A 21,279-nucleotide genomic window follows, 5' to 3' on the forward strand; every position below is an offset into this window, starting at 1 on the left:
TGACGTGTGCGTCTCGTGGCCCGCTTGCGCGGCTTCAACGAATCTCGGCCGTCTCCGCCCTGCGCTGCGCTTCACGCATCAGCGATGCCGCCAGCTTGCCGAGCGTCGCCAAGGCCTTCTCGATCTCCGGCGACCACGTATAGCTGTAGTTCAGGCGAATGAAATTGCCGTAGACATTGGAGGCCGAAAAAATGTACCCCGGCGCCACGGTGATGTGTCTTTCCAGCGCCAGCTCGTACAGCTTGAGCGAATCGACTTGCGACGGCAATTCGACCCACAGCACGTATCCGCCCATCGGACGCGAGGTGCGCGTGCCCGTGGGAAAATGCCTTTCGATCGTTGTCCTCATCAAATTGGCGTTCTGCTGATACGCCTTGCGCAAGCGCCGCAGATGATGCTCATAACGGTCGTTCTTCAGATACTCGGCTAAGGCCTGCTGCGGAATGGACGAGGTGGTCAACGTATTGAGAAACTTGAGCTTCTCCACCTGATCGCGGTAACGGCCTGGCATGGCCCAGCCGATCCGGTGTCCGGTGGACAGGCTTTTCGAAAACGACGAGCAATGCAGCACCAGCCCCTTTTTGTCGAGCGCCTTTAGTGAGCCCGGATGGGTGTCGCCGAAGTAAAGCTCGTGATAGACGTCGTTCTCGATGATCGGCACGTCATGCCGCGCGAGCAGATCCACCAGCCGCTGCTTGTTCGCATCGGACATGCGAAAACCCAGCGGATTCTGGAAATTCGGCATCACCATGCAGGCGGCAATCCGCTCGCGCGCGAGGATTCGTTCGAGCGCGTCGAGGTCCATGCCCTCCTGCGGATGCGTCACCACTTCGATGGCCCGCATGCCCATGCGTTCGATTGCATGCAGCATCGCGTAGAAGGTCGGCGATTCGACGGCGATGGTGTCGCCCGGTTTCGCCACGGCTTGCAGGCACAGATTGATCGCTTCGGTCGCGCCGATGGTAACGATAATCTCGTTCGGATCGGCCGGCTGGCCGTTTTCCAGGTAACGCCGGGCGATCTGCCGGATCAGCTCCGGATTGCCCGGCGGCAATTCATCCGTCGTCCCACGCGATGGATTGCGGCGCGCCACGGCATAGCCGTATGCATTGATCTTTTGCACCGGGAAGAGCGACGGGTCCGGATAGGGCGAGCCCAACGGAATGGCATCGTCGCTGCGAATCGAGCGTAGCGTGGAGAGCACGAGGCGGCTCACGTCGACATGGGCCGACACGGCAAGCGGCTGCGACGCGCGCAATTCGCTCGCGGCAGGCGCACTCGACGCACGCCCCGACTGTACGAAATACCCCGATTTAGGCCGGCTCAGGATCACGCCCTTGCTCTCGAGCAGCAGGTAGGCGTGAAGCACCGTCTTGATGCTCAACTGGTGTTGCTGGCTGGTCTGCCTGACCGACGGAATGCGCTCACCCGGCAGGAACACGCCGCTGCGGACCTGATCTTCGATTTGACGGGCGAGCTTTTCATACAGCTTCGCGACCTTCACGTGTGGCTTGATGGGTTCGGCGCGCCGGGTGTTCAACATGGCAGGAATTCGGTTTCGGCTCGGGGATGCATCCCGCGTGGCGTCACTCAGGGAAAACCGCAATATACCACCGGATATAACGGTCGGCATTTTGCGCACTTTTTCCAGCCTGCCGGAGCATCGGCTCATTGCGCGTCGGCGCATCGCTGCAGCCGGCGCGGGCAATGCCACAAGAGGCTTATGTGTATATTACGAATCCATGGCGCAGCCGGGCTCGCCGCGCCATGCGCGCGCGTGATCGCGCCCTCGCAGAATCGCCCTCACCGTTCGGTTTGAATCGCTTTCGGAGGAAACATGCTCGTCTCGTTTGGGATCTGGCGCAGGACTGCCGTGGCGCTCGCCGCCTGGAGTCTCGCTGCGGCATTGACAGGTTGCGCCACGCCTGAGGCGTCCCTGCCGCCGCAGAAGGTCGCCGTCGATGCATTGCCGAATGGAATCGCCGTGCGGCCGGGCGATGGCGCCGTGTTCATCACGGATGACCGCACCAGCAGCGTGCTGGTATCGACGGGCGGCGCCTATACGCCGTTCGCCTCGATTCCCGTCCCGGCAGGTTTGGGCAAAAGCCTCAGTCAATTGAGCTTTGCGCCCTCGGGGACGCTGTTCGCCGAACGGTTTGGCTTTGGCAGCGCGAGCGCGATCTTCACTGTCGGCGCCGACAATGCGATCCCGCTGGTCGGCCCCGACCCGGCTCGCCGCAGGCTGGGACTGCTGGATCTGGCCCCCGGCCGATTGCTGTCCACGTGGTTCATCAAGACCGGCAGCAATCCGCCGCAGGGCGCCTTGAGTCTCGTCACCTATGACGCGACGACCCACCTCGCCACCGAGCGCGATCTGATCACCGGGCTCGGCAAGCCAGTCGGCATTGCCGTGTCGGGCGACAGCGTGTTCGTCTCGGATCAGGCCAACAACAATATCGTGAAGGCGAGCCTAAGCGAGCTTCTGGGCTCGACCGGCCCCGTCACGCCTACCGTGTTTGCGCAAATCGACAGTCCCGATCTGATGGCTGTAGACGGCGCCGGGCGGCTCTACACCAGGTGCAATAAAAATGGCCTGTGCGAAGTCGCGCCGGACGGCACGCTCAGCGTGCTCGCCAATGACTTCCAGGACGCGCGCGGCGTCGCGATCGACCCGGTGCATCACGTGCTGGTTGCGGTGGATCGCGCGGTGCCGTCGAGCGGCACCAGCTACGTGCGAACCTTTGCCATCAACTAACGGCGCCGGTTCGTCATATGCATGCTCCGCGAGGCCTGGCCCGCTTACTGGTCGACACCTACGATCACGCTCGACGCCTTGAAAATGGCGGTGGCGGCGGCGCCGCTGACGAGACCGAGCCGATCCACGCTTTCGTTGGTGATGATGGCGGCAATCTGCGCGCCGCTCGGGCCGGCAATCGTGACTTCGGCGTTCACTGCGCCCCTGGTCACGGCCGTCACCTTACCGGCGATGCAGTTGCGCGCCGACACCTGATTGGCCGCGACGTCCACCATGACGATCACCGACGACGCCTTCACAAGCGCAAACGCCGGCGTGCCTTCGGCCAGCCCCAGCGATTTCGCGCTGCCGTGCGTGATGATCGCGACGACCTCGAGCCCGTCCTGGGTCCGCAGCGTGATTTCGTCGTTGACGGCGCCATGCTTGACGTCGGTCACCTGGCCTTCGAACTGATTGCGTGCACTGGTTCGCATGTTTGATCTCCCAAGATATCGAGCGCCCGCGACCATCAGGTGATGCGTGAGCGCCCCGTTTACGGTCGGCGAATCAGTGTAACGGGAACGAACGTTGAGTGCGAGTCGGCATCGCCCTTTCATTACCGCGCCGCGGCGTCGTTTTAAGCCGGAACAAGCCGGAAACAGGCCACCAGGGAGTGTTGCCGCGCGCCGAGATCCGCGGGTATACCGCCGCGTATTCCGGACGATCCCGGACGACCCCGCACGACCTCGGAGATCTTACGTATTACGAAGCAATACCGCTGTGCCGTAGCAGAGCACTTCGGTCACGCCTGGGGCGATCTCGGTCGCGTCGTAGCGCATCCCGACGATGCCGTTGCCGCCCAGGCTCACGGCCTGCGCCACCATGCGCTCATACGCGTCTTCCCGGGCGCGTTCGCACAGGGCCGTATAAAGCGAGATGTTGCCGCCGAAGATGGTCTGCAGCGACGCGCCAATCGAGCCCACCACCGAGCGCGAGCGAACGATGATGCCGCGCGCGACGCCAAGCGATTTCTCCGCTGTATAGCCGGGAATCTCGAATGCGGTGGACACCATGTGACGTTCTATCATTGCGCTCTCTCAGGTTGGATGGCCGGCATCGCGGCGCGGCTTGCCGGCACGGCGCATGCGGCGCAGCAGCTTCGGCGCGCGCAGCCTGCGCACGCGCTTGACGAGCCGCAACAACGGTGAGCGTTGCAGCCGTGCCAGCTCGCTTCGCACGCCGGCCAACAGGGCGCGAGCGGCGGCGAGTTCGCCCAGCAGTATCTCATCAATGCCGGCGCCTTCGAGCAGCGCGACGCCCATCATCCGCGTAGTGCGGCTCTGTTCGACTTGCGGCTGTGACCCCTGGGACTGCTGCGGCCGCTGCGGCGCCACGCCGGACGCGATCGTCTGGCTGGCCTGGGCGAGTTTGCTGGCCCACAGGTGCAGCGCGTCCTGTGCGACCGCCCCGCGCACCATCGGCGTCCGCGCGAAGTTCAGGGTATCCAGATGAAGCTGCAATCCCTCCGCGGCGCCAAAGCCATGATCGCGCTCGGCGGCCTCTTCGCGGCGCGCGCTGCCGAACGACGGCTCGAGTCCGGTGAGTTCATTGATCCACCGTTCGGCGCCGGCGATATAGGCCGGGGAATGTCCCGCCAGATCGCAGTCGAAAATCGCGTCGGCATGGTGAGCGTCTCTTAAGGTCAGCAGCCAGTGCGCGAGAAAGGCCCGGTAAGCCTGCAGCGGCGTGATCGCCGCAATGTGTTCCTTGTAGAGCGCGAGATGCGCCTCCACCGTCGGCGCCGCCGCGTGATCAGACTCCGGCAACAGCACGACGCCGAGTGCGTCCATGGTCTGCTGCACGAGCGGCACGTGGCGATTCAACGCCAGCACCACAAACGGTATGGCCACGAAGTGCGGATTACGATGCGCCGCGAACAGTTGCCAGCACGACTGCCATTGCGAAAGCGGATTTTTCTCGACCACGACGTGCACCGCGTCGGGAAACGTGGCGCGAAACCACTGCAGACGGCCGAGCGAGCGGCAAAACTTGAGGACCGGCACCCGGCCCTGCTGGTGCGCCGATTGCATCAGGCCGCGCACATAGGCTTCGAGGCGCTCGGCGGCCTGCGGCGTTTCTCCGTCGAGGCGGTCCACCGAAAAGACCGCGTCGTAGCCCGGAATGCCGCGCTCACCCGCCCTCAGCAGATGGGCGAACTCGGCAAAGTACGGCGCCTCCAGCGCGGGATGGCCCGAGCGCCAGCTATTCGCGGTGCTGCTCGCCAGCTTTTGCTGGTCGATGGTCGCCAGCATTTCGTGCAACGGCTCATAGTAGGCCGTGACGTTGTCGAGTTGGCGAAAGCATGACCATAGCCACGTTCCGGCCGTTCTATAGCCGGTATGAAGGAAGACGGCCTGGCATTGTGTGTTCATGAAATCGGGAAAAAGGAATGCAGCCGGTCCGAACATCGTCCGGACGGCGTCAAGGGATTGCGGGGGGTCATGCGAAGCTGGGATTGGCGCGCATCTGGTCGAACGCGCGGGAGACCTGTCTGACGGACAACATGTACTTCCAGTACCGCTCTTTCAGAAAACCGGTGGGCAGATACGTGCTGCCGATCAGCACCTGCCCCGCCCCCCAGTCCGGCCGCCAGGTATGCGCGATGCCGCGGCGCATGAACAGCGACAGCGTGGGGATATGCAGGCTCGAGGCCAGATGACCGATGCCCGAATCGTTGCCGATAAACCAGCCGGACTCGTAGACCCACGCAGCGACGTTGTCGAGCGAACCCAGATCGGGCAGCGCGAGGCCGAGGCGTTCGATATGAATCCAGTCGGCGCGTTCCTGCGGTGCGACGACGAATTCCGGGCTGAAGCCCAGTTCGCGCAGCTTGATGGCGAGGCGGATGAAACGCGACGGCAGCCAGCACTTGTCGCTCGTGCTGGCGGTGGGGTGAATCGCCACGCGCAGCGGGTATTTGCGGTGCTGTAGTCCGGCGGGCGCCGTCATGCCGTTGCTCTTGTGAGCACTGGCGAGATCGAACTCATCCTGGCAGAACCGCGCGAGGCGGGCCGCCATGGAATGCGAGGAGCGGACCCGGCAAATGTGATCGAGAAAAATGACCCGTGGGTGAGCGTGTTCGAGGCCCGCAAACGGTTTGTTGCGATGCATCTGGATGACGCGGTCGAAACCCGCGAGCCGCGCTTCGAGCTCGCCGGCGTCCAGGTCGTCTAATGTTTCCACCTCCGGAAACCAGTCGCGCAGAGACTGCATCTGCCGGCCAAATACGGTTACGGCGATACCGTTTTGCTGCAGATTTCGCGCAATCGTCATCATCAGCAAGGAATCACCGATTGCTGGCGAAAGAACTAACGCTACGCGAGAGATTGGCGGTACGACCGGCCACATAGCTCAATCCGGAGAACGCGCCCAATGATGGGAGAACGCTTGCCCGTTCAGAAAAATGTTCGCCCTTTCTGAACCAGCAGGAGTTTAAAACCGGTCAATATTATTAGAGTTACCAATTCGATTACAGATGTTTACGTCTTCGTGACGGACGCGCGCATGCCTGCCGATATGCCGCCTTCTCCCGGCTTCCAGCGGCAACTTCTTGGGTATTTGACGCAAACGACGTCGAAAACGTCACAGATGCCCAGCCGCAATCTCAAAAAATTTGGGGGCGTATCGAAAGCCATCGCAAGATCGCGCATGTACCCGGAATCAAGCATCCCGGCGGGAATTCTAAGATAATGCGCGCTACCGGCCCCGACACGGATGCAGCACAAGTCCTGCGACGCCCGGTAGCACCTAGGTGCTCCGTTCCACCTACACCTATCTTGGGGATCTCTTGGAAACTACCGCTCCAGCCGGCCGATCCTGGCTCTGGCTCCTCTTGCTGATTCCATACATCGCGCTGTTATGGCTGCCGTTCTATAACGACACGCGTCCATCGTTCGCCGGTTTTCCGTTCTTCTACTGGTATCAGTTCCTGTGGGTGCCGCTCACGTCGCTGCTGATCTACGTCGTGTACCGGGGTCTCAAATGAGCGGATCGATTCCAGTCAACCCGGTCGCGATGGCCGTCTTTATCTTTTTCTTCCTGCTGGTCACGGTGGTGGGTTTCTTCGCGGCGCGCTGGAAGCGCGGCGACCTCACGCAATTGCACGAGTGGGGCCTCGGCGGCCGCCAATTCGGCGTGATCATTTCGTGGTTTTTGGTGGGCGGCGATTTCTACACCGCCTATACGGTGATTGCCGTACCCGCGCTGGTGTATTCGGTGGGGGCGTATGGTTTCTTCGCGCTGCCTTATACGATCATCGTGTATCCGTTCGTGTTCGCGGTGATGCCCAAGCTATGGAAGATCGCGCACGCGAAAAATCACATCACGGCGGCGGACTATGTGGAAGGCGAGTACGGCGGCAAGTGGTTCCCGGCTGCGGTGGCGCTGACCGGCATTATCGCCACCATGCCGTATATCGCGCTGCAACTGGTGGGCATGCAGGTAGTGATCAAGGGTTTGGGCGTGAACGGCGAACTGCCGCTGATCGTCGCCTTCGTGATCCTCGCGCTCTACACGTACACGAGCGGCCTGCGCGCGCCGGCGATGATCGCCTTCGTCAAGGACATCATGATCTACATTGTCGTGATCGCGGCAGTGTGGCTGATTCCGTCGAAACTCGGCGGCTACGGCCAGGTGTTCGATGCGGCTGACCATTACTTCAAGGCGAAGGGCGGCGCGACCGGCATCATCCTCAAGCCCACGCAGTTCACGGCGTATGCCTCGCTCGCACTCGGCTCGGCGCTGGCGGCCTTCATGTATCCGCATACGATGACGGCGGTGCTGTCGTCCGCGTCCGCGGCGACGGTGCGCAAGAACGCAATCTTCCTGCCGGCGTACACGCTGCTGCTCGGCCTGATCGCGCTGCTCGGCTATATGGCGATTGCGGCCGGCATTCACGTGCAGTCGGCCTCGGATGTCGTGCCGGCGCTGTTCGGCACGCTGTTCCCGTCGTGGTTCGTCGGCTTTGCGGCGGCGGCGATTGCGATTAGTGCGTTGGTGCCGGCAGCCATCATGTCGATTGGCGCGGCCAACCTCTTCACGCGCAATCTGTGGCGTCCGATCGTCTCGCCGAATATGACTTCCGGCGCGGAAGCATCGACGGCGAAGATCGTCTCGCTGGCGGTGAAGTTCGGCGCGCTGCTGTTCATCGTGTTCCTGCCCACGCAGTACGCGATCGACCTGCAACTGCTCGGCGGCGTGTGGATCCTGCAGATTTTCCCGGCTATCGTGTTCTCGCTGTACACGCGCCGCCTGAACACGCCGGGGCTGTTCCTCGGCTGGCTGGTGGGGATCGTGCTGGGTACGGCGCTGGCGATCTCGCAAGGTCTCAAGCCGGTGTTCGCGCTGCATCTGGGCGGTGCGACGTATCCGCTGTATATCGGCCTGATCGCGCTGGCGGCGAATATCGTGGTGACGTTCGTGGTGTCGATGGCGACACCGAAGCGGGCAAGCGTTAGCGCTTAAGCCGCTGTTTCGGCCTGGCCGGCTCTGCTTTCAGGGGCCGGCCCGGTTCTGTCCGGTCCCTGCACTGCCCGCTTCGTAAGCATGTGCAATGCGTTCGCCAACGCCTGGCCCATGCGCGGTTCAATGCGCGGTTCAATGCGTGGCTAATTCCCTTTCGCCGCTTCCGCACGCGTCTTCAACGCCGCATTCATCTGCTTCATCAGCGCCGCCGTATCGCTCAAGGCGCCGTCGCTCAGCTTGCCCACGAGGATCCCGCTAAACCGTTCACTCTGAATGAAGAGCGTGCGATTCCCCTCGGCCGCTTCCACGAGCTGAAATCGATGCTCACCATCGAAGAGTCCCGGTATCCATAGGAATCCTTTCCATTTCAGTTCGCGCCCGGGGCGCACCGTCAGGACGGTCGGATGAAACACCATCGCGTCCGGACCGGAACCCTCGGCGAATTCGATCACGTTGCCTTCCACCAGCGCGCCGTCGAGCCGCGAGATCTCCGGATTCCAGCGCGGATAGTCGGCGGTGTCGGTGAGGATCTTCCAGACGGTTTGCGGCGGGCTGTCGATCCAGACCTCGGTCGTGATCGAGCCGTCATGATGCAGGGCGAGCAAGGCCACGAAGACGAGGCACAGCAGCCCGGCAATGATAAGAAAAAGTTGCTTGGCGAGTCTCAAGGGAAGTTCTCAACGACAGGCAAACGCAACGGCACGTAAAGGCACGTAAAAGGGACTGGACGCCTGAGCGCATTCAGCGTCCAGTCCCTGCGCGCCGCCTAATGCTTCGGCTGGAAGCCCGGCTCGCCCATCTGCCAGAGCGCGAACGACCACTCGTCGGCGAGCTGGTTGGCGCGTTGCGACACGCTCGAACCCATGCCGTGGCCCGCGTCGTAGTCGATGCGCAACAGCACCGGCCGGCCGCTGCTCGTCGCCGCCTGCATGCGCGCGGCCATCTTCAGCATATGCCACGGCGACACGCGCGGGTCGTTAGCGCCCGTCGTGAAGATGATGGCCGGATACGGCGTGCCGTCATGCACGTGCGCGTAGGCGCTCATCGCGTAGAGGCCGTGGAAACCCGCCTCATCCGACGCCGAACCCATCTCCGGCACGTTCGGCGGCCCATTCGGTTCCGTTTCGAAGCGCAAGGCGTCGGACAGGCCGACGTCGTCCATCACCACGCGGAACAGCGCCGGATTGATCTCCATGGCGCCGCCCATCGGAATGCCGCCGGCGCTGGCGCTATTCGCCGCGAGGAACTTCGACTGCGTGTAGTGCTGGTCGATCATGTACTGCGCGCTCGAATTGAAGTCGAGCATCGTATTGATCTTGGTGAGCTTCTGACCGGCACGGTGCCACGCATCGCCATACTCGCCGCCGCCGCGCATATGCGACACCGCCACGATGCCGCCATGCGCGAGCCACGCCTGCCATTGCGGGCGATACACCGGATCCATCGACAGCCCATAGCTGCCGTAGCCGAATACGATGGTCGGATGCGAGCCGTCGCGCTTCACACCCTTCTGCGCGATGATCGACACCGGCACGCGCGTGCCGTCGTAGCTGGTGGCGAATTCGTCGTGCGCCTCGAAGGCGTCGGATTCCGTCTTCGACGGCGGAATCAGGCCCGTATCGGTTGCCGCGTTTGACTTCGGATCGTAGGCGAATTCACGCGGCGCCTTGACCCAGCCCTGCAGGCTGAACATCGCGCCCGGCTGGCGCGGATCGGTGCGCAGGCCGGCCACCGTGCCGCCAAACGGCAACGGGATATCCTGGGTTTCCTTGCCGTCGAATGAGACGCGCTTCAACTGGAAACTGGCGCCCACGCGTTCACCGACGTACATCGCGTCGCTACCCAGCGCAAAGGCGTCGATCACGTTCGCGCCTTCCGGCACGACCACGTCGGCGTGCGCGAGATCCGGATGTGCCGCCGGCAGCGACAGAATCTGGAAGCGCGAGGCGCCCTTCTCGGACAGCAGATAGAGACGATCGCCGCGCAGTTGCACGTCGGTCACGCCGTCTTCCGTCGTGGCGATCTTCTGCCACGGCGTATCCGCGCCGTGAATCTGGTCGAGACGCGCGACGTAGAAGATGTTCGGGTTGTTGTCCATGTTGTGATTCACCACCGCCACGGCATACGGCGAATCCGGCGCCAGCAGCACGTAAGTGCCCTGACCTTCGGCGACGTCGAGCTTCGTCGACACGCCGCGGCCGAACACGGCTTCGTCGCCGTCGCCGTTGGTGTTCTGGCCGAGCGTATGGATAAACGTCACGGCGTTGTACTCGGTCTTCGACAACGGCGTATCCGGCCCCGCCTTCGGATAGCGCAGATAGAAGAACGAGCGGTTGTCGTTGCGCCAGGAGACGACGCAGTCCGAGGTGCGGTCGATGGTCTCGGCCAGGTCGCTGCCGGTCTGGAGATCGATCACATGCAGCACGCTCTTTTCGGAGCCGCCTTCGGAGATGCCATAGGCGACGTAGCGGCCGTCCCACGAAGGTGAATACCAGTCGAGCGCGACGTGATGCGCGCTGTCTTTAGCGAGCTTGGCGGGGTCGACCAGAACGTGTTCTTCGCCGCTCACGCCGTCGCGATACGCGAGCTTGGGCAGGTTGGCGCCCGGCTCCATCACCTGATAGAAGATACGCTCGCCGCGACGCGTGAAGTCGCCGCGATGCAGGTCGTTGCCCATCAGCGTTTCGATGCTTTGCGCCATGGCGGCGCGGCCTGGAATCGCGTCGAGCACCTTGCGCGTGTAGGCCGCCTGGCCTTTCATCCAGCTCTGGACTTCCGGGTCCTTCAGGTTTTCCATGTAGCGGTAGTTGTCCACTACCGGCGTGCCGAAGTAGGTATCCGTGACCGGGCGCACAGGCGCCACCGGCGGACCGTCGGCTGCCTGCGCCGCGCCGGCGGCAGCGGCAGCGGCGAGCAGGGCGGAAGTCAGCGTAACGGCCAGAAAAGACTTGTTGGGTTTCATTCAAGGTTCCAAAGGAATGAGGCGCCGCAAGATTACCAAGACTTGCGGCAGGCCGCCTAGTTGTTAAAAAAGGTGCGGACGCACGGGCTCGCATACGTCCGCTTTGCCAGCGGGTTATTGCTGCGGCTGGAAGCCTTGCGCGCCCATCTGCCAGAGTGCGAATGACCACTCGTCGGCAAGCTGGTCGGCCGCTTGCGAGAGGCTCGAACCGATGCCGTGGCCCGCGTCATAATCGACGCGCAACAGCACCGGACGGCCACTGCTGGTCGCCGTCTGCACGCGCGCCGCCATCTTCAGCATGTGCCAGGAGGCGACACGCGGATCGTTGGCGCCGGTCGTGAACAATACCGCCGGATACGGCGTGCCGTCATGCACGTGGGCATAGGCGCTCATCGAATAGAGGCCGTGAAAGCCGCTTTCCGTCGAGGTCGAGCCGAACTCCGGCACGTTCGGCGGACCGTTGGGCTCGGTTTCGTCGCGCAAGGTGTCGGAGTCGCCGACGTCGTCGAGAATCACGCGGAATAAGCCCGGATCGATCTCCAGCGCGCCGCCCATCAGGATGCCGCCGGCGCTCGCGCTATTGGCCGCGAGGAACTTCGACTGCGTGTAGTGCTGGTCGATCAGGTACTGCGCGCTCGCGTTGAAATCGAGCATGGTGTTGATCTTGGTGAGCTTCTGACCGGCGCGGTGCCACGCATCGCCATACTCGCCGCCGCCACGCACATGCGCCACCGCGACGATGCCGCCCTGCGCGAGCCACGCCTGCCACGTCGCGTCGTAGAACGGATCCATCGAGGTGCCATAGCTGCCGTAACCGATCACCATGGCCGGATGCGAGCCGTCGCGCTGCACGCCCTTGCGCGCGATGATCGATACGGGAATGCGCGTGCCGTCGTAGCTGGTGGCGAACTCGTCGTGCGCCTCGATCTGGTCCGACTCGGTCTGCGCCGGCGGGATCAGGTTCGTGTCGGTCGTGGAGCGGGTGGCCGGATCAAAGGCCAGTTCACGCGGCGCCTTGACCCAGCCTTGCAGGTTGAACATGACGCCAGCCTGACGCGGATCGGTCGTCAAACTGGCAACCGTGCCAGCGAACGGCAAGCCGATTGCCTGGTTGTCCTTGCCGTCGAACGAGACACGCTGCAGCTGAAAGCTCGCACCCGCGCGCTCGGCGATGTAGATCGCATCGCTGGCGAGATCGAACGAGTCGATCACATTGGCGCCTTGCGGCACCACCACCTCGGCCTGGGCGAGATCCGCACGATCGAGCGGCACCGAAAGAATCTGGAAACGCGGCGCGCCCTTTTCCGACATGAAGTAAAGCCGGTCGCCGCGCAGACGCACGCCGGTCACGCCATCTTCGGGACCGGCGATCTTCTGCCAGGGCGTCGCGGCGCCGTCGATCTGCGCGAGCGGCGCGACGTAGAACGTGTTGGGCGCATCGTCCATGTTGTGATTCGCCACCGCCACCGCATACGGCGAATCGGGCGAGAGCAGCACGTAAGTGCCCTGACCTTCCGGCACGTCGAGGCTGGCTGACACGCCTTTGCCGAACACTGCCTGATCCGCGTCGCCGTCCACGTTCTGGCCGAGCACGTGAACGAAGGTCACCGCGTTGTACTCGGTTTGCGACGGCGGCGTATCGGGTCCGGGCTTCGGGTAACGCAGGTAGAAGAACGAGCGGTTGTCGTTGCGCCAGGAGACGACGCAATCCGACGTGCGGTCGATGCTCTCCGCGAGTTGCGTGCCGGTGCTCAGATCGACGATATGCAAGACGCTTTGTTCGGAGCCGCCTTCGGACACGCCGTAAGCCACATAACGGCCGTCCCATGAGGGCGAAAACCAGTCCAGGGCGAAATGATGCGCGCTGTCTTTAGCGAGCTTCGCCGGGTCCACGAGGATGTGTTCCGCACCGTCGATGCCGTCGCGATACGCGAGCTTGGGCAGATTGGCGCCTGGCTCCATCACCTGGTAGAAGAGCCGCGCGCCGCGACGCGTGAACTGATCGCGCCGCAGGTCCTTGCCGCCCAGCGCGAGGATTTGCCGCGCCAGGGCGGCACGGCCGGGAATCGCATCGAGTACCTTGCGTGTGTAGCGCGCCTGCGCCTTCATCCAGCGCTGGACCTCGGGATCCTTCAGGTTCTCCATGTAGCGGTAGTTGTCGACCACCGGCGTGCCGAAGTAGGTATCCGTGACGGGCCGCACCGGTGCGGCGGGCGGACCCTCCGCGGCCTGCGCGGCAGCAGATATGGCGAGCAAGGCGACTGCGAGAGAAACGGCCAGACACGATCTTGTTGGTTTCATGCGCGCTTCCATGGCAAAGAGGCGCCGCAAGATTACCGCGAGTCAGGCCTCGCCGGATAGAGGTTTGCTACAGGCGCCGACACGGCGCACGCGGCGCGGCCGGTTTTCTCAGCTCGCCGGATTGCTCCAGTCGGTGAGGCCTTCCTTTTTGTTGAGCTCGATGAACGACGGCAAGGCGCGCAAGCGGGTGATGTAGGGCATGAGGTTCGCGCGACTGGTTGCCTTGGGCGGCAGGTTGCGGGTCCAGCGCATCAGCATCACGGCGAGAAAATCGACCGTGCTGAGCTTGCCGCCTATGAAGTACGCGCGGCCATCCGCCAGTTGTTCGCCCATGCGGTCCAGGGCCTGGCCGATGCGCCGTTCTGCGAGCGCGCGGACCGCCTCGGTGCCGGCCGGGTCGCCGTCGCTGTCGGCGTAAAACCAGTCGCGCATGGCCGGCAGCAGGGTATTGGCGAGATACACCATCCACTCGAACCACTCCGCGCGATCCGCGCAACCAGGCGCGGGCGCAAGACCGGCTTCGGGATGACGCTCGGCCAGCAGCATCAGCAACGCGGTCGATTCATGGCGCGGCACGCCGTCGACGATCAGCGTCGGCACGCGCGCCGCCGGATTCAGCCGTAGATAGTCGGCGCTGTGCTGCGCGCCCTGATTGATGTCGATGAAACATAGTTCAAATGGAAGCCGGGATTCGATCAACATCCAATGCACGGCCATGCTGGCCGCGCCCGGCGAGTAATACAGCGTGTAGTTCGTCATCACTCGACTCCGTGTTCGGTGTTGTGCGACAGCGCCGCCTCGCCCGGAAAGACTCGCCCGACCTGCCTTCGACAACATTCGCATCCTGAGGCATCATCGCAAACGGCCCGTGGCGCACGGGTCTAGATGATCGGACAGCGGTACGTGTTGCGCAACCCCTTCTCACGCGAGGTATGCATGCTTTTCGATCCGGCCCGTCATGAACCGCTGCAGACATTCGCATGGGATGAGGCTCGGGTACGGCAATTCATAACGCGAATCGTCCGCGAGACCGAGGCGCGCGTGAGCCCGGACGGCCTCTGGCCCACGCACTCCAACGACGCCGACCCCGAAGAGAATCCGCGCGCGCCGCTGACGCCGCTCTACCACGGCGCATGCGGCGTCGTCTGGGCCCTCGGCTATCTCGAAGCGCTCGGCGCGGTCGAACTTCAGCGCGATCCGCTGGCGCATGCCGCGTCGTTACGGGCGTCAAATCGCGCGTGGCTCGAAGCGGATGACAACAGCTTCTTCGGTTCCTTGATGATGGGCGAGACGCCGTGGCTGCTGCTCGAATACGGACGCGCGCCGGGCGAAGCGCTCGCGCGGCGGCTCGCCGGACTGATCGAAGGCAATATCGACAATCCCACCCGCGAACTCATGTGGGGTTCGCCCGGCACGCTGCTGGCCGCGTCGTTTCTGCATGAGCGCACCGGCGACGAACGTTGGGCCGATCTGTTTCGCCGCAGCGCGGCTCAACTCGCCAGCGAACTGAAGTGGTCGGACGAGCACGGCTGTCATTACTGGACCCAGGATCTGTATGGGCGCGAGGTCGCCTATCTGGACGGCGTACACGGTTTCGTCGGCACGGTGCTGCCATTGATACGCGGGCGGCATCTGCTCGACGCATCCAGTTGGAGCGAATGGGAAAGCCGTATCGTCAACACGCTGCAACGAACCGTGACGCTCGAGGATGGCGCCGCTAACTGGCGCGCATTGCTCACGATGCCCGCAGGCCGTGAAAAGTCCCTGCTGATGCAGTTGTGCCACGGCGCGCCGGGTTTTATCGTGTGCACGGCGCATCTGCCGAGCCGCGAACTGGACCCGCTGCTGCTTGCGGGCGGCGAGGCTATATGGACCGCCGGGCCGCTCGCCAAAGGCTCCAACCTGTGCCACGGTACGGGCGGCAATGGTTACGCGTTCCTCGTGCTCTATCAGCGCACCGGCGAGGTGAAATGGCTCGAACGGGCCCGCGCTTTTGCGATGCACGGCATCGCACAATCCGAGGCGGACGAAGCCGCGCATGGCCAGTTGCGCTATTCGCTGTGGACCGGCGACCTCGGCTTTGCGATTTACCTGTGGGACTGTCTGCGGGGCGAGGCGGCGTTTCCTACCCTGGACGTGTTTTACGGCGCGGCGGCGTAATCGGGGGGCGGCCAGGTTCTGGGGCGCAGCGTCACACATGACCAAATATCGGGAAATTTCACCATGTGGAACGATTCGTTGCACTACAAAAAATCGTGGTGCATGGCACAAAGCCGCCGTTTCACCATGCCGTCCTACATTCCACGATCCGGAACAAACTCAATAAACCATTGTTTTTGAAGAATATTTTTTATCTCTCTGATCTCACTATTAGCGCTTCCCCAGCGGCTTGCCAGACGTAGACTCTTTTACATGAGCTGGCGTTCTGGAATCAGCGAACCGAGCGGGCTGTGGCAGGCCACCCGCGCGCAGCATTCCAAAAACCGGCCCGCGTCTCACACGCGAGGCCAGCCGGGAACCGCTTTTTTTATGATGATCGGGAGACGAAAAATGAAAGGCTTTCGCTTTGGTTCGACGGAAGGATCGTTCTACATTCTGCCCGGCAAGGACGGCTGGGAAGCGACTTACGGCAACGAGACGCTGGGCGCGTTCGACAGCCCCCAGCAGGCTGCCGACGACCTCGCCAAGGGGGTGTGCTGCCCGCACCTGTCCGAATCCGATACTTCGACGGTTGAGATACCCGAGAAAATCGCCGATTGGGAAATCGTGCACGTTTGATTGATGTCCCCAAAAAGCGCAACGGGCGGGTTGCACGGCACGTCTTGAACGACGCTACCGTACAACCCGCCCGCTTTTCATCTACTGCGCGGTTCTACTGCCCAGTGTCAGCTACTCGAGGCGCTTAAGCCACCGAATCCACGATCTTGTTGAGCGTGGCGCTCGGACGCATCGCCTTGCTCGTCAGGTCCGTGCTCGGCCGATAGTAGCCGCCGATGTCCACCGGCTTGCCTTGCGCGGCAGCCAGTTCTTCGACGATCTTCGCTTCGTTCTCGGCCAGCGCCTTCGCCACGCCGGCGAACTGTGCCTTCAGCTCAGCGTCGTCGTTCTGCGCGGCCAGCGCTTCGGCCCAATACGTCGCCAGATAGAAGTGGCTGCCGCGGTTGTCGATGCCGCCAACCTTGCGTGCCGGCGACTTGTCGTTGTCGAGGAACTTGCCGGTTGCCTGATCCAGCGTCTTGGCCAGAACCTGCGCCTTCGGGTTGTGGTACGCGTTGCTCAGGTGTTCGAGCGAAGCGGCCAGCGCGAGGAATTCGCCGAGCGAGTCCCAACGCAGGAAGCCTTCTTCGACCAGTTGCTGAACGTGCTTCGGCGCCGAACCGCCCGCGCCGGTTTCGAACATGCCGCCACCTGCCATCAGCGGAACGATCGACAGCATCTTCGCGCTCGTGCCCAGTTCCATGATCGGGAACAGGTCGGTCAGGTAATCGCGCAGCACGTTGCCGGTGACCGAGATGGTGTCCTTGCCCGCGCGGATGCGTTCGATCGAGAACTTCGTGGCTTCGACCGGCGTCATGATGCGGATATCGAGGCCGCTCGTGTCATGGTCCTTCAGGTATTGCTCGACCTTCTTGATGATCTGCGCATCGTGCGCACGGCCGGCGTCCAGCCAGAACACGGCCGGCGTGTTGGTGGCGCGGGCGCGGTTCACGGCCAGCTTCACCCAGTCCTGCACCGGTGCGTCCTTGGTCTGGCACATGCGCCAGATGTCGCCTTCTTCCACGCTTTGCTCGAGCAGGACCTTGCCCGCTTCGTCCGTCACGCGGACCACGCCGTTCGCCTTGATCTGGAACGTCTTGTCGTGTGAACCGTATTCTTCAGCCGCTTGCGCCATCAGGCCGACGTTGGGCACGCTGCCCATCGTGACCGGATCGAACGCGCCGTGCTTCTTGCAGTCTTCGATTACCGCCTGGTAGACGCCAGCGTAGCAACGGTCCGGAATCACTGCCTTGGCGTCGTGCAGCGCGCCGTCGGCGCCCCACATCTTGCCCGACTCGCGGATCATGGCCGGCATCGATGCGTCGACGATCACGTCGCTCGGCACGTGCAGGCTGGTGATGCCCTTGTCCGAGTTGACCATCGCCAGATGCGGGCGTTGTGCGTATTCGGCCTTGATGTCGGCTTCGATCGCGTCGCGCGTTTGCTCCGGCAGATCTTTCAGGCGTGCGTACAGGTCGCCGATACCGTTGTTCGGATTGAAGCCGACCTTGGCCAGCGCATCCGCGTATTTCGCCAGCACGTCCTTGTAGAACACCGAGACCACGATACCGAAGATGATCGGGTCCGAGACCTTCATCATGGTGGCCTTCAGGTGCACCGAGAACAGCACGTTGGCGGCCTTCGCATCGGCGATCTGCTCTTCGATGAAGCTGCTCAGCGCCTTCTTGCTCAGCACCGAGGCGTCGATGATTTCGCCCGCCTTCACCGCCGTCTTTTCTTTCAGGACCGTCTTTGTGCCGTCAGCGGCCGTCAGTTCGATCTTCACGCTGCCGGCTGCGCCGATCAACGCGGATTTTTCGCTGCCGTAGAAATCGCCGCTGCTCATGTGCGCCACGTGCGACTTCGAGTCCGCGCTCCACGCGCCCATCTTGTGCGGATGCTTGCGGGCATAGTTCTTCACCGACAGCGGCGCGCGGCGATCCGAATTGCCCTCGCGCAGCACCGGGTTCACGGCCGAGCCCTTGATCTTGTCGTAGCGGGCCCTGACGTCTTTCTCTTCGTCCGTGGTGGCGACATCCGGGTAAGCCGGCAGCTTGTAACCCTGATCGCGCAGTTCGGCGATCGCGGCCTTCAGTTGCGGCACCGACGCGCTGATGTTCGGCAGCTTGATGATGTTGGCTTCCGGACGGGTGGTCAGTGCACCCAGTTCGGCGAGGTCGTCGGACCCTTTTTGCTCAGCAGTCAGATAATCGGGGAACGCGGCGATGATCCGGCCGGCCAGCGAGATGTCGCGTGTTTCGACGGCGACGTCCGATGAGCGCGTGAAAGCCTTGACAATCGGGAGCAGCGAGTAAGTCGCCAGAGCCGGCGCTTCGTCGGTAAGGGTATAGATGATCTTCGGCGTTGTAGACATATCTGATGCGTTGCTTGAGGAAGTGAAATACAGAGCGTGGGTAAGCCGGAGCCAACCCGCCGAGCCAACCTTTGAGGGCGCGCCCGTGAGTATAGGCGTGTTTACCAGAATACGCTTCCAGACCTTGACATAACGGCCGGGATTCGGGTGAGGTCGGACAACCCGATTGGGGGCGTTTTGGCGGGGTTTTGCCGGGGTTTTCCTAGGGTTTTCCTGGCAGGCAGGCGAGATTTTGCCCGCTTTCCGGCGGCGTCCTGGCTGCCTGGGCGACGCGCTTGCGCCCGTTTTCGATTCGCTTTCGATCCGCTTTCGCCACGGCCGCGACATCACCGCAAGCGCCCGTGCGGACTCACACTGCATTATAGATAGGGGGATAGCGCGAGCCGGCGCCACACATCCGGCTCGCGCTGGGGGACCGGCCGATCAGGCCTCGTCCGAAGTTTCCAGCAAGCCGCGCTTCTCCAGCATCGGCTCGACCGACGGATCGCGTCCACGGAACGTTTTGAACGCCGTGGCCGGATCGATCGAGTTGCCGACGCTGTAGATCCACTTCAGCAGACGCTCGGCGGTGGCGCGGTCGAACGGATCGCCGGCCTCTTCGAACGCCGCGTAGCCATCCGCCTCCAGCACTTCGGCCCACATATAGACGTAGTAGCCGGCCGCGTAACTGTCGCCCGAGAACAGATGCTGGAAGTGCGACAGGTAGTGGCGCATGCCGATGTCGTCAGGCACGCCAAGCCGCGCCGCCTGTTGCTCCTCGAACTGCGCGATATCCACCGGGCCGGTGCCGCTGCGGGCGTGCAGGGCCATATCCAGCAAAGCCGGTCCCACGTACTGCACGGTGGTGAAGGCCTGATTGAAGCGGCTCGCCGCCTGCAGCCGTTCGAGCAGCGCCGCCGGAATCGGCTCGCCGGTTTCGACATGCCGCGCGTGGCGCAACAGCACCTCGCGCTCCTGCGCCCAGTTCTCGAAGATCTGCGACGGCAGTTCGACGAAGTCGGCGAGCACGCTGGTGCCGGCAAGGCGCTCGTACTGCACCTTCGACATCAAGCCGTGCAATCCATGGCCGAACTCGTGGAACAGCGTGCGGATATCGTCGAAGCTCAGCAGCGTCGGCGAGCCCTTGGCGAAGTTGTTGTTGTTCAGCACGATCGGCAGCGTGCCGCCGTTACGCCCCGACTGCGAACGCAAGATGCTCATCCACGCGCCGCTGCGCTTGGTCTGCCGCGCGAAGTTGTCGCCGATGAACACGCCGATCAATTTTCCTTCGGAGTCCGTGACTTCCCACAGACGCGCGTCGGGGTGATAAAGCGCAATGCCGTGACGCTCCTTGAAACGCACGCCGAAGAGTCGCGCGGCGCAATCGAACATCGCGGCCTGCATGGCGTCGAGCGAGAAATACGGCTTGACCTGAGCGTCGTCGATGGCGAAGTTTTTCTGCCGCACTTTCTCCGAGAGATAACGCCAGTCCCATGCAGCGATCGGCGTCGGCTGACCGAGTTCGGCGGCCAGAGCATTGAGGCGCTCGCGGTCGTGCTGAGCCTTGGCGATGGCAGGCTTCCAGGCGCGCTGCAATAACTCGTCCACCGCGCTAACGGAAGGCGCCATGCGGTCGGCGAGCTTGTAGTCGGCATACGTCGCGTAACCCAGCAGCGCGGCCTGTTCCTGACGTAACGCGACAATCCGCGCCGCCAGCGGGCGATTGTCGTGCTCGCCCGCGTGGGCGCCGCGAGCGCGCCGCGCCCGCCACACCTGCTCGCGCAGATCGCGCCGCTCAGCGAAGGTCAGAAACGGCTCGGCCAGCGACGGCGACAGCGTGATCACATACGTGCCTTCCGGCAGTCCGCGCTCGCGCGCCGCCTGCTGGGCCGCGTCCAGCACGAACGACGGCAGGCCGGCCCGCTCGTCGGGCGTGGCGAGGGTCAGCGTGAAAGACGATTCGTCGGCGAGCACGTTCTGCGCGAACTGCGTGGAGAGCGTCGCCAGTTCCTCGACGATGGCCGCGAAGCGCGTTTTATCCTGCTTGCCGAGCGTGGCGCCGGCGCGCTCGAAGTCCAGATGCAGACGTTCCAGCAAACGCAATTGCTCGGTCGTCAGGCCCAGTGTGCCGCGTTTTTCGTAGAGTGCGTGGAGTCGCGCGAACAGCGCTTCGTTCTGATACACCGCGCTCGAATGTGCCGCGAGACGCGGCGACAGTTCGCGCTCGATTGCCTGCAACGCGGGTGAGGTCTCGCTGGATGAGAGGTTATAGAACAGCATTTCGATGCGGTTCAGCAACTGGCCGCAGGCGTCGAGTGCCGCCACGCAATTATCGAAGGAAGGGGCTTCGGTGAGCGTGGCAATGGCTTCGATCTCGCTTTGGTGCTGCAGCATCGCGGCGTCGAAAGCGGGCGTGAAATGCTCGGGGAGAATGCGCTCGAACGGCGGTAAGCCGTAAGGTGTTTGCCAGTCTTCGAGTAGAGGATTGGCTTCTTGCGAGAGGGACATGGATGGTTTCCTTAACGCGGGGCCACCATTCTAGTCCTCGTCAATCAGCCTCTGCAGAAATCTCTGTTCAGTGAAGCTCAGCGCGGCCTGCCGGATAGCAAGCCGCGCTGCCATGCGTGATGATTTATGCCTTATGCCTTA

The 21,279-nt window shown here is 63.2% G+C and carries 16 protein-coding genes; 5 read left to right on the top strand and 11 right to left on the bottom strand.

What is annotated here, in order from left to right; genetic code table 11:
- Positions 1-34 precede the first annotated feature (34 nt).
- A complete protein-coding gene (locus tag FQ755_RS17460) occupies positions 35-1,543 on the bottom strand; it encodes a PLP-dependent aminotransferase family protein (protein WP_144156087.1) in 1,509 nt (502 codons plus the stop codon).
- A gap of 294 nt (positions 1,544-1,837) precedes the next feature.
- On the opposite strand from FQ755_RS17460, the gene FQ755_RS38185 reads away from it, so the two are divergent.
- Entirely contained in the window at positions 1,838-2,755 is a 918-nt protein-coding gene (locus FQ755_RS38185; protein WP_260858660.1) for a hypothetical protein, read from the top strand.
- Between the two features lie 44 nt (positions 2,756-2,799).
- Here FQ755_RS38185 and FQ755_RS17470 read toward each other — a convergent pair whose 3' ends face one another.
- From FQ755_RS17470 to FQ755_RS17485, 4 genes are all read right to left on the bottom strand, one after another.
- Positions 2,800-3,228 (bottom strand): molybdopterin-binding protein, encoded by a 429-nt coding sequence (locus tag FQ755_RS17470; protein WP_144156088.1) that lies wholly within the window; start codon positions 3,226-3,228, stop codon positions 2,800-2,802.
- A gap of 261 nt (positions 3,229-3,489) precedes the next feature.
- On the bottom strand, positions 3,490-3,822 hold the full coding sequence (locus FQ755_RS17475; RefSeq protein WP_144156089.1) for a YbjQ family protein: 333 nt from the start codon (positions 3,820-3,822) through the stop codon (positions 3,490-3,492).
- Between the two features lie 9 nt (positions 3,823-3,831).
- Entirely contained in the window at positions 3,832-5,166 is a 1,335-nt protein-coding gene (locus FQ755_RS17480) for a hypothetical protein (protein WP_144156090.1), read from the bottom strand.
- A 67-nt stretch (positions 5,167-5,233) separates the two neighbouring features.
- Entirely contained in the window at positions 5,234-6,070 is an 837-nt protein-coding gene (locus tag FQ755_RS17485) for a glycosyltransferase family 9 protein (RefSeq protein ID WP_260858664.1), read from the bottom strand.
- Positions 6,071-6,581: 511 nt separating this feature from the next.
- Between FQ755_RS17485 and FQ755_RS17490 the strand changes: the two genes are divergently transcribed.
- Positions 6,582-6,779, top strand: a complete 198-nt coding sequence (locus tag FQ755_RS17490; RefSeq protein ID WP_144156092.1) for a DUF3311 domain-containing protein — start codon at positions 6,582-6,584, stop codon at positions 6,777-6,779.
- Positions 6,776-8,257, top strand: a complete 1,482-nt coding sequence (gene mctP / locus FQ755_RS17495; protein ID WP_144156093.1) for a monocarboxylate uptake permease MctP — start codon at positions 6,776-6,778, stop codon at positions 8,255-8,257. The genes FQ755_RS17490 and mctP overlap by 4 nt, the downstream gene beginning before the upstream one ends.
- 143 nt (positions 8,258-8,400) lie before the next feature.
- On the opposite strand, the gene FQ755_RS17500 is transcribed toward mctP, so the two are convergent.
- From FQ755_RS17500 to FQ755_RS17515, 4 genes are all read right to left on the bottom strand, one after another.
- Positions 8,401-8,925 carry an SRPBCC domain-containing protein gene (locus FQ755_RS17500; protein WP_144156094.1) on the bottom strand — a complete coding sequence of 175 codons (525 nt, stop codon included), beginning with the start codon at positions 8,923-8,925 and terminating at the stop codon, positions 8,401-8,403.
- A 98-nt stretch (positions 8,926-9,023) separates the two neighbouring features.
- Entirely contained in the window at positions 9,024-11,219 is a 2,196-nt protein-coding gene (locus FQ755_RS17505; protein ID WP_144156095.1) for a prolyl oligopeptidase family serine peptidase, read from the bottom strand.
- Positions 11,220-11,333: 114 nt separating this feature from the next.
- Positions 11,334-13,520, bottom strand: a complete 2,187-nt coding sequence (locus FQ755_RS17510; protein WP_186308564.1) for a prolyl oligopeptidase family serine peptidase — start codon at positions 13,518-13,520, stop codon at positions 11,334-11,336.
- Positions 13,521-13,628: 108 nt separating this feature from the next.
- Complete coding sequence (locus FQ755_RS17515; protein ID WP_144156097.1) at positions 13,629-14,279, bottom strand: glutathione S-transferase family protein; 651 nt, start codon at positions 14,277-14,279, stop codon at positions 13,629-13,631.
- Positions 14,280-14,456: 177 nt separating this feature from the next.
- Here FQ755_RS17515 and FQ755_RS17520 point away from each other — a divergent pair, with 177 nt between their 5' ends.
- Entirely contained in the window at positions 14,457-15,680 is a 1,224-nt protein-coding gene (locus tag FQ755_RS17520; protein ID WP_186308565.1) for a lanthionine synthetase C family protein, read from the top strand.
- 390 nt (positions 15,681-16,070) lie between these two features.
- Entirely contained in the window at positions 16,071-16,298 is a 228-nt protein-coding gene (locus tag FQ755_RS17525) for a hypothetical protein (RefSeq protein WP_144156126.1), read from the top strand.
- A 124-nt stretch (positions 16,299-16,422) separates the two neighbouring features.
- Here FQ755_RS17525 and FQ755_RS17530 read toward each other — a convergent pair whose 3' ends face one another.
- Together FQ755_RS17530 and FQ755_RS17535 are read right to left on the bottom strand one after the other, a co-directional pair.
- On the bottom strand, positions 16,423-18,651 hold the full coding sequence (locus FQ755_RS17530) for an NADP-dependent isocitrate dehydrogenase (protein ID WP_144156099.1): 2,229 nt from the start codon (positions 18,649-18,651) through the stop codon (positions 16,423-16,425).
- 423 nt (positions 18,652-19,074) lie between these two features.
- A complete protein-coding gene (locus FQ755_RS17535) occupies positions 19,075-21,138 on the bottom strand; it encodes a M3 family metallopeptidase (RefSeq protein ID WP_144156100.1) in 2,064 nt (687 codons plus the stop codon).
- Positions 21,139-21,279 lie beyond the last annotated feature (141 nt).

This window comes from Paraburkholderia sp. BCC1885 (assembly GCF_900996235.1).
Taxonomy (GTDB): domain Bacteria; phylum Pseudomonadota; class Gammaproteobacteria; order Burkholderiales; family Burkholderiaceae; genus Paraburkholderia.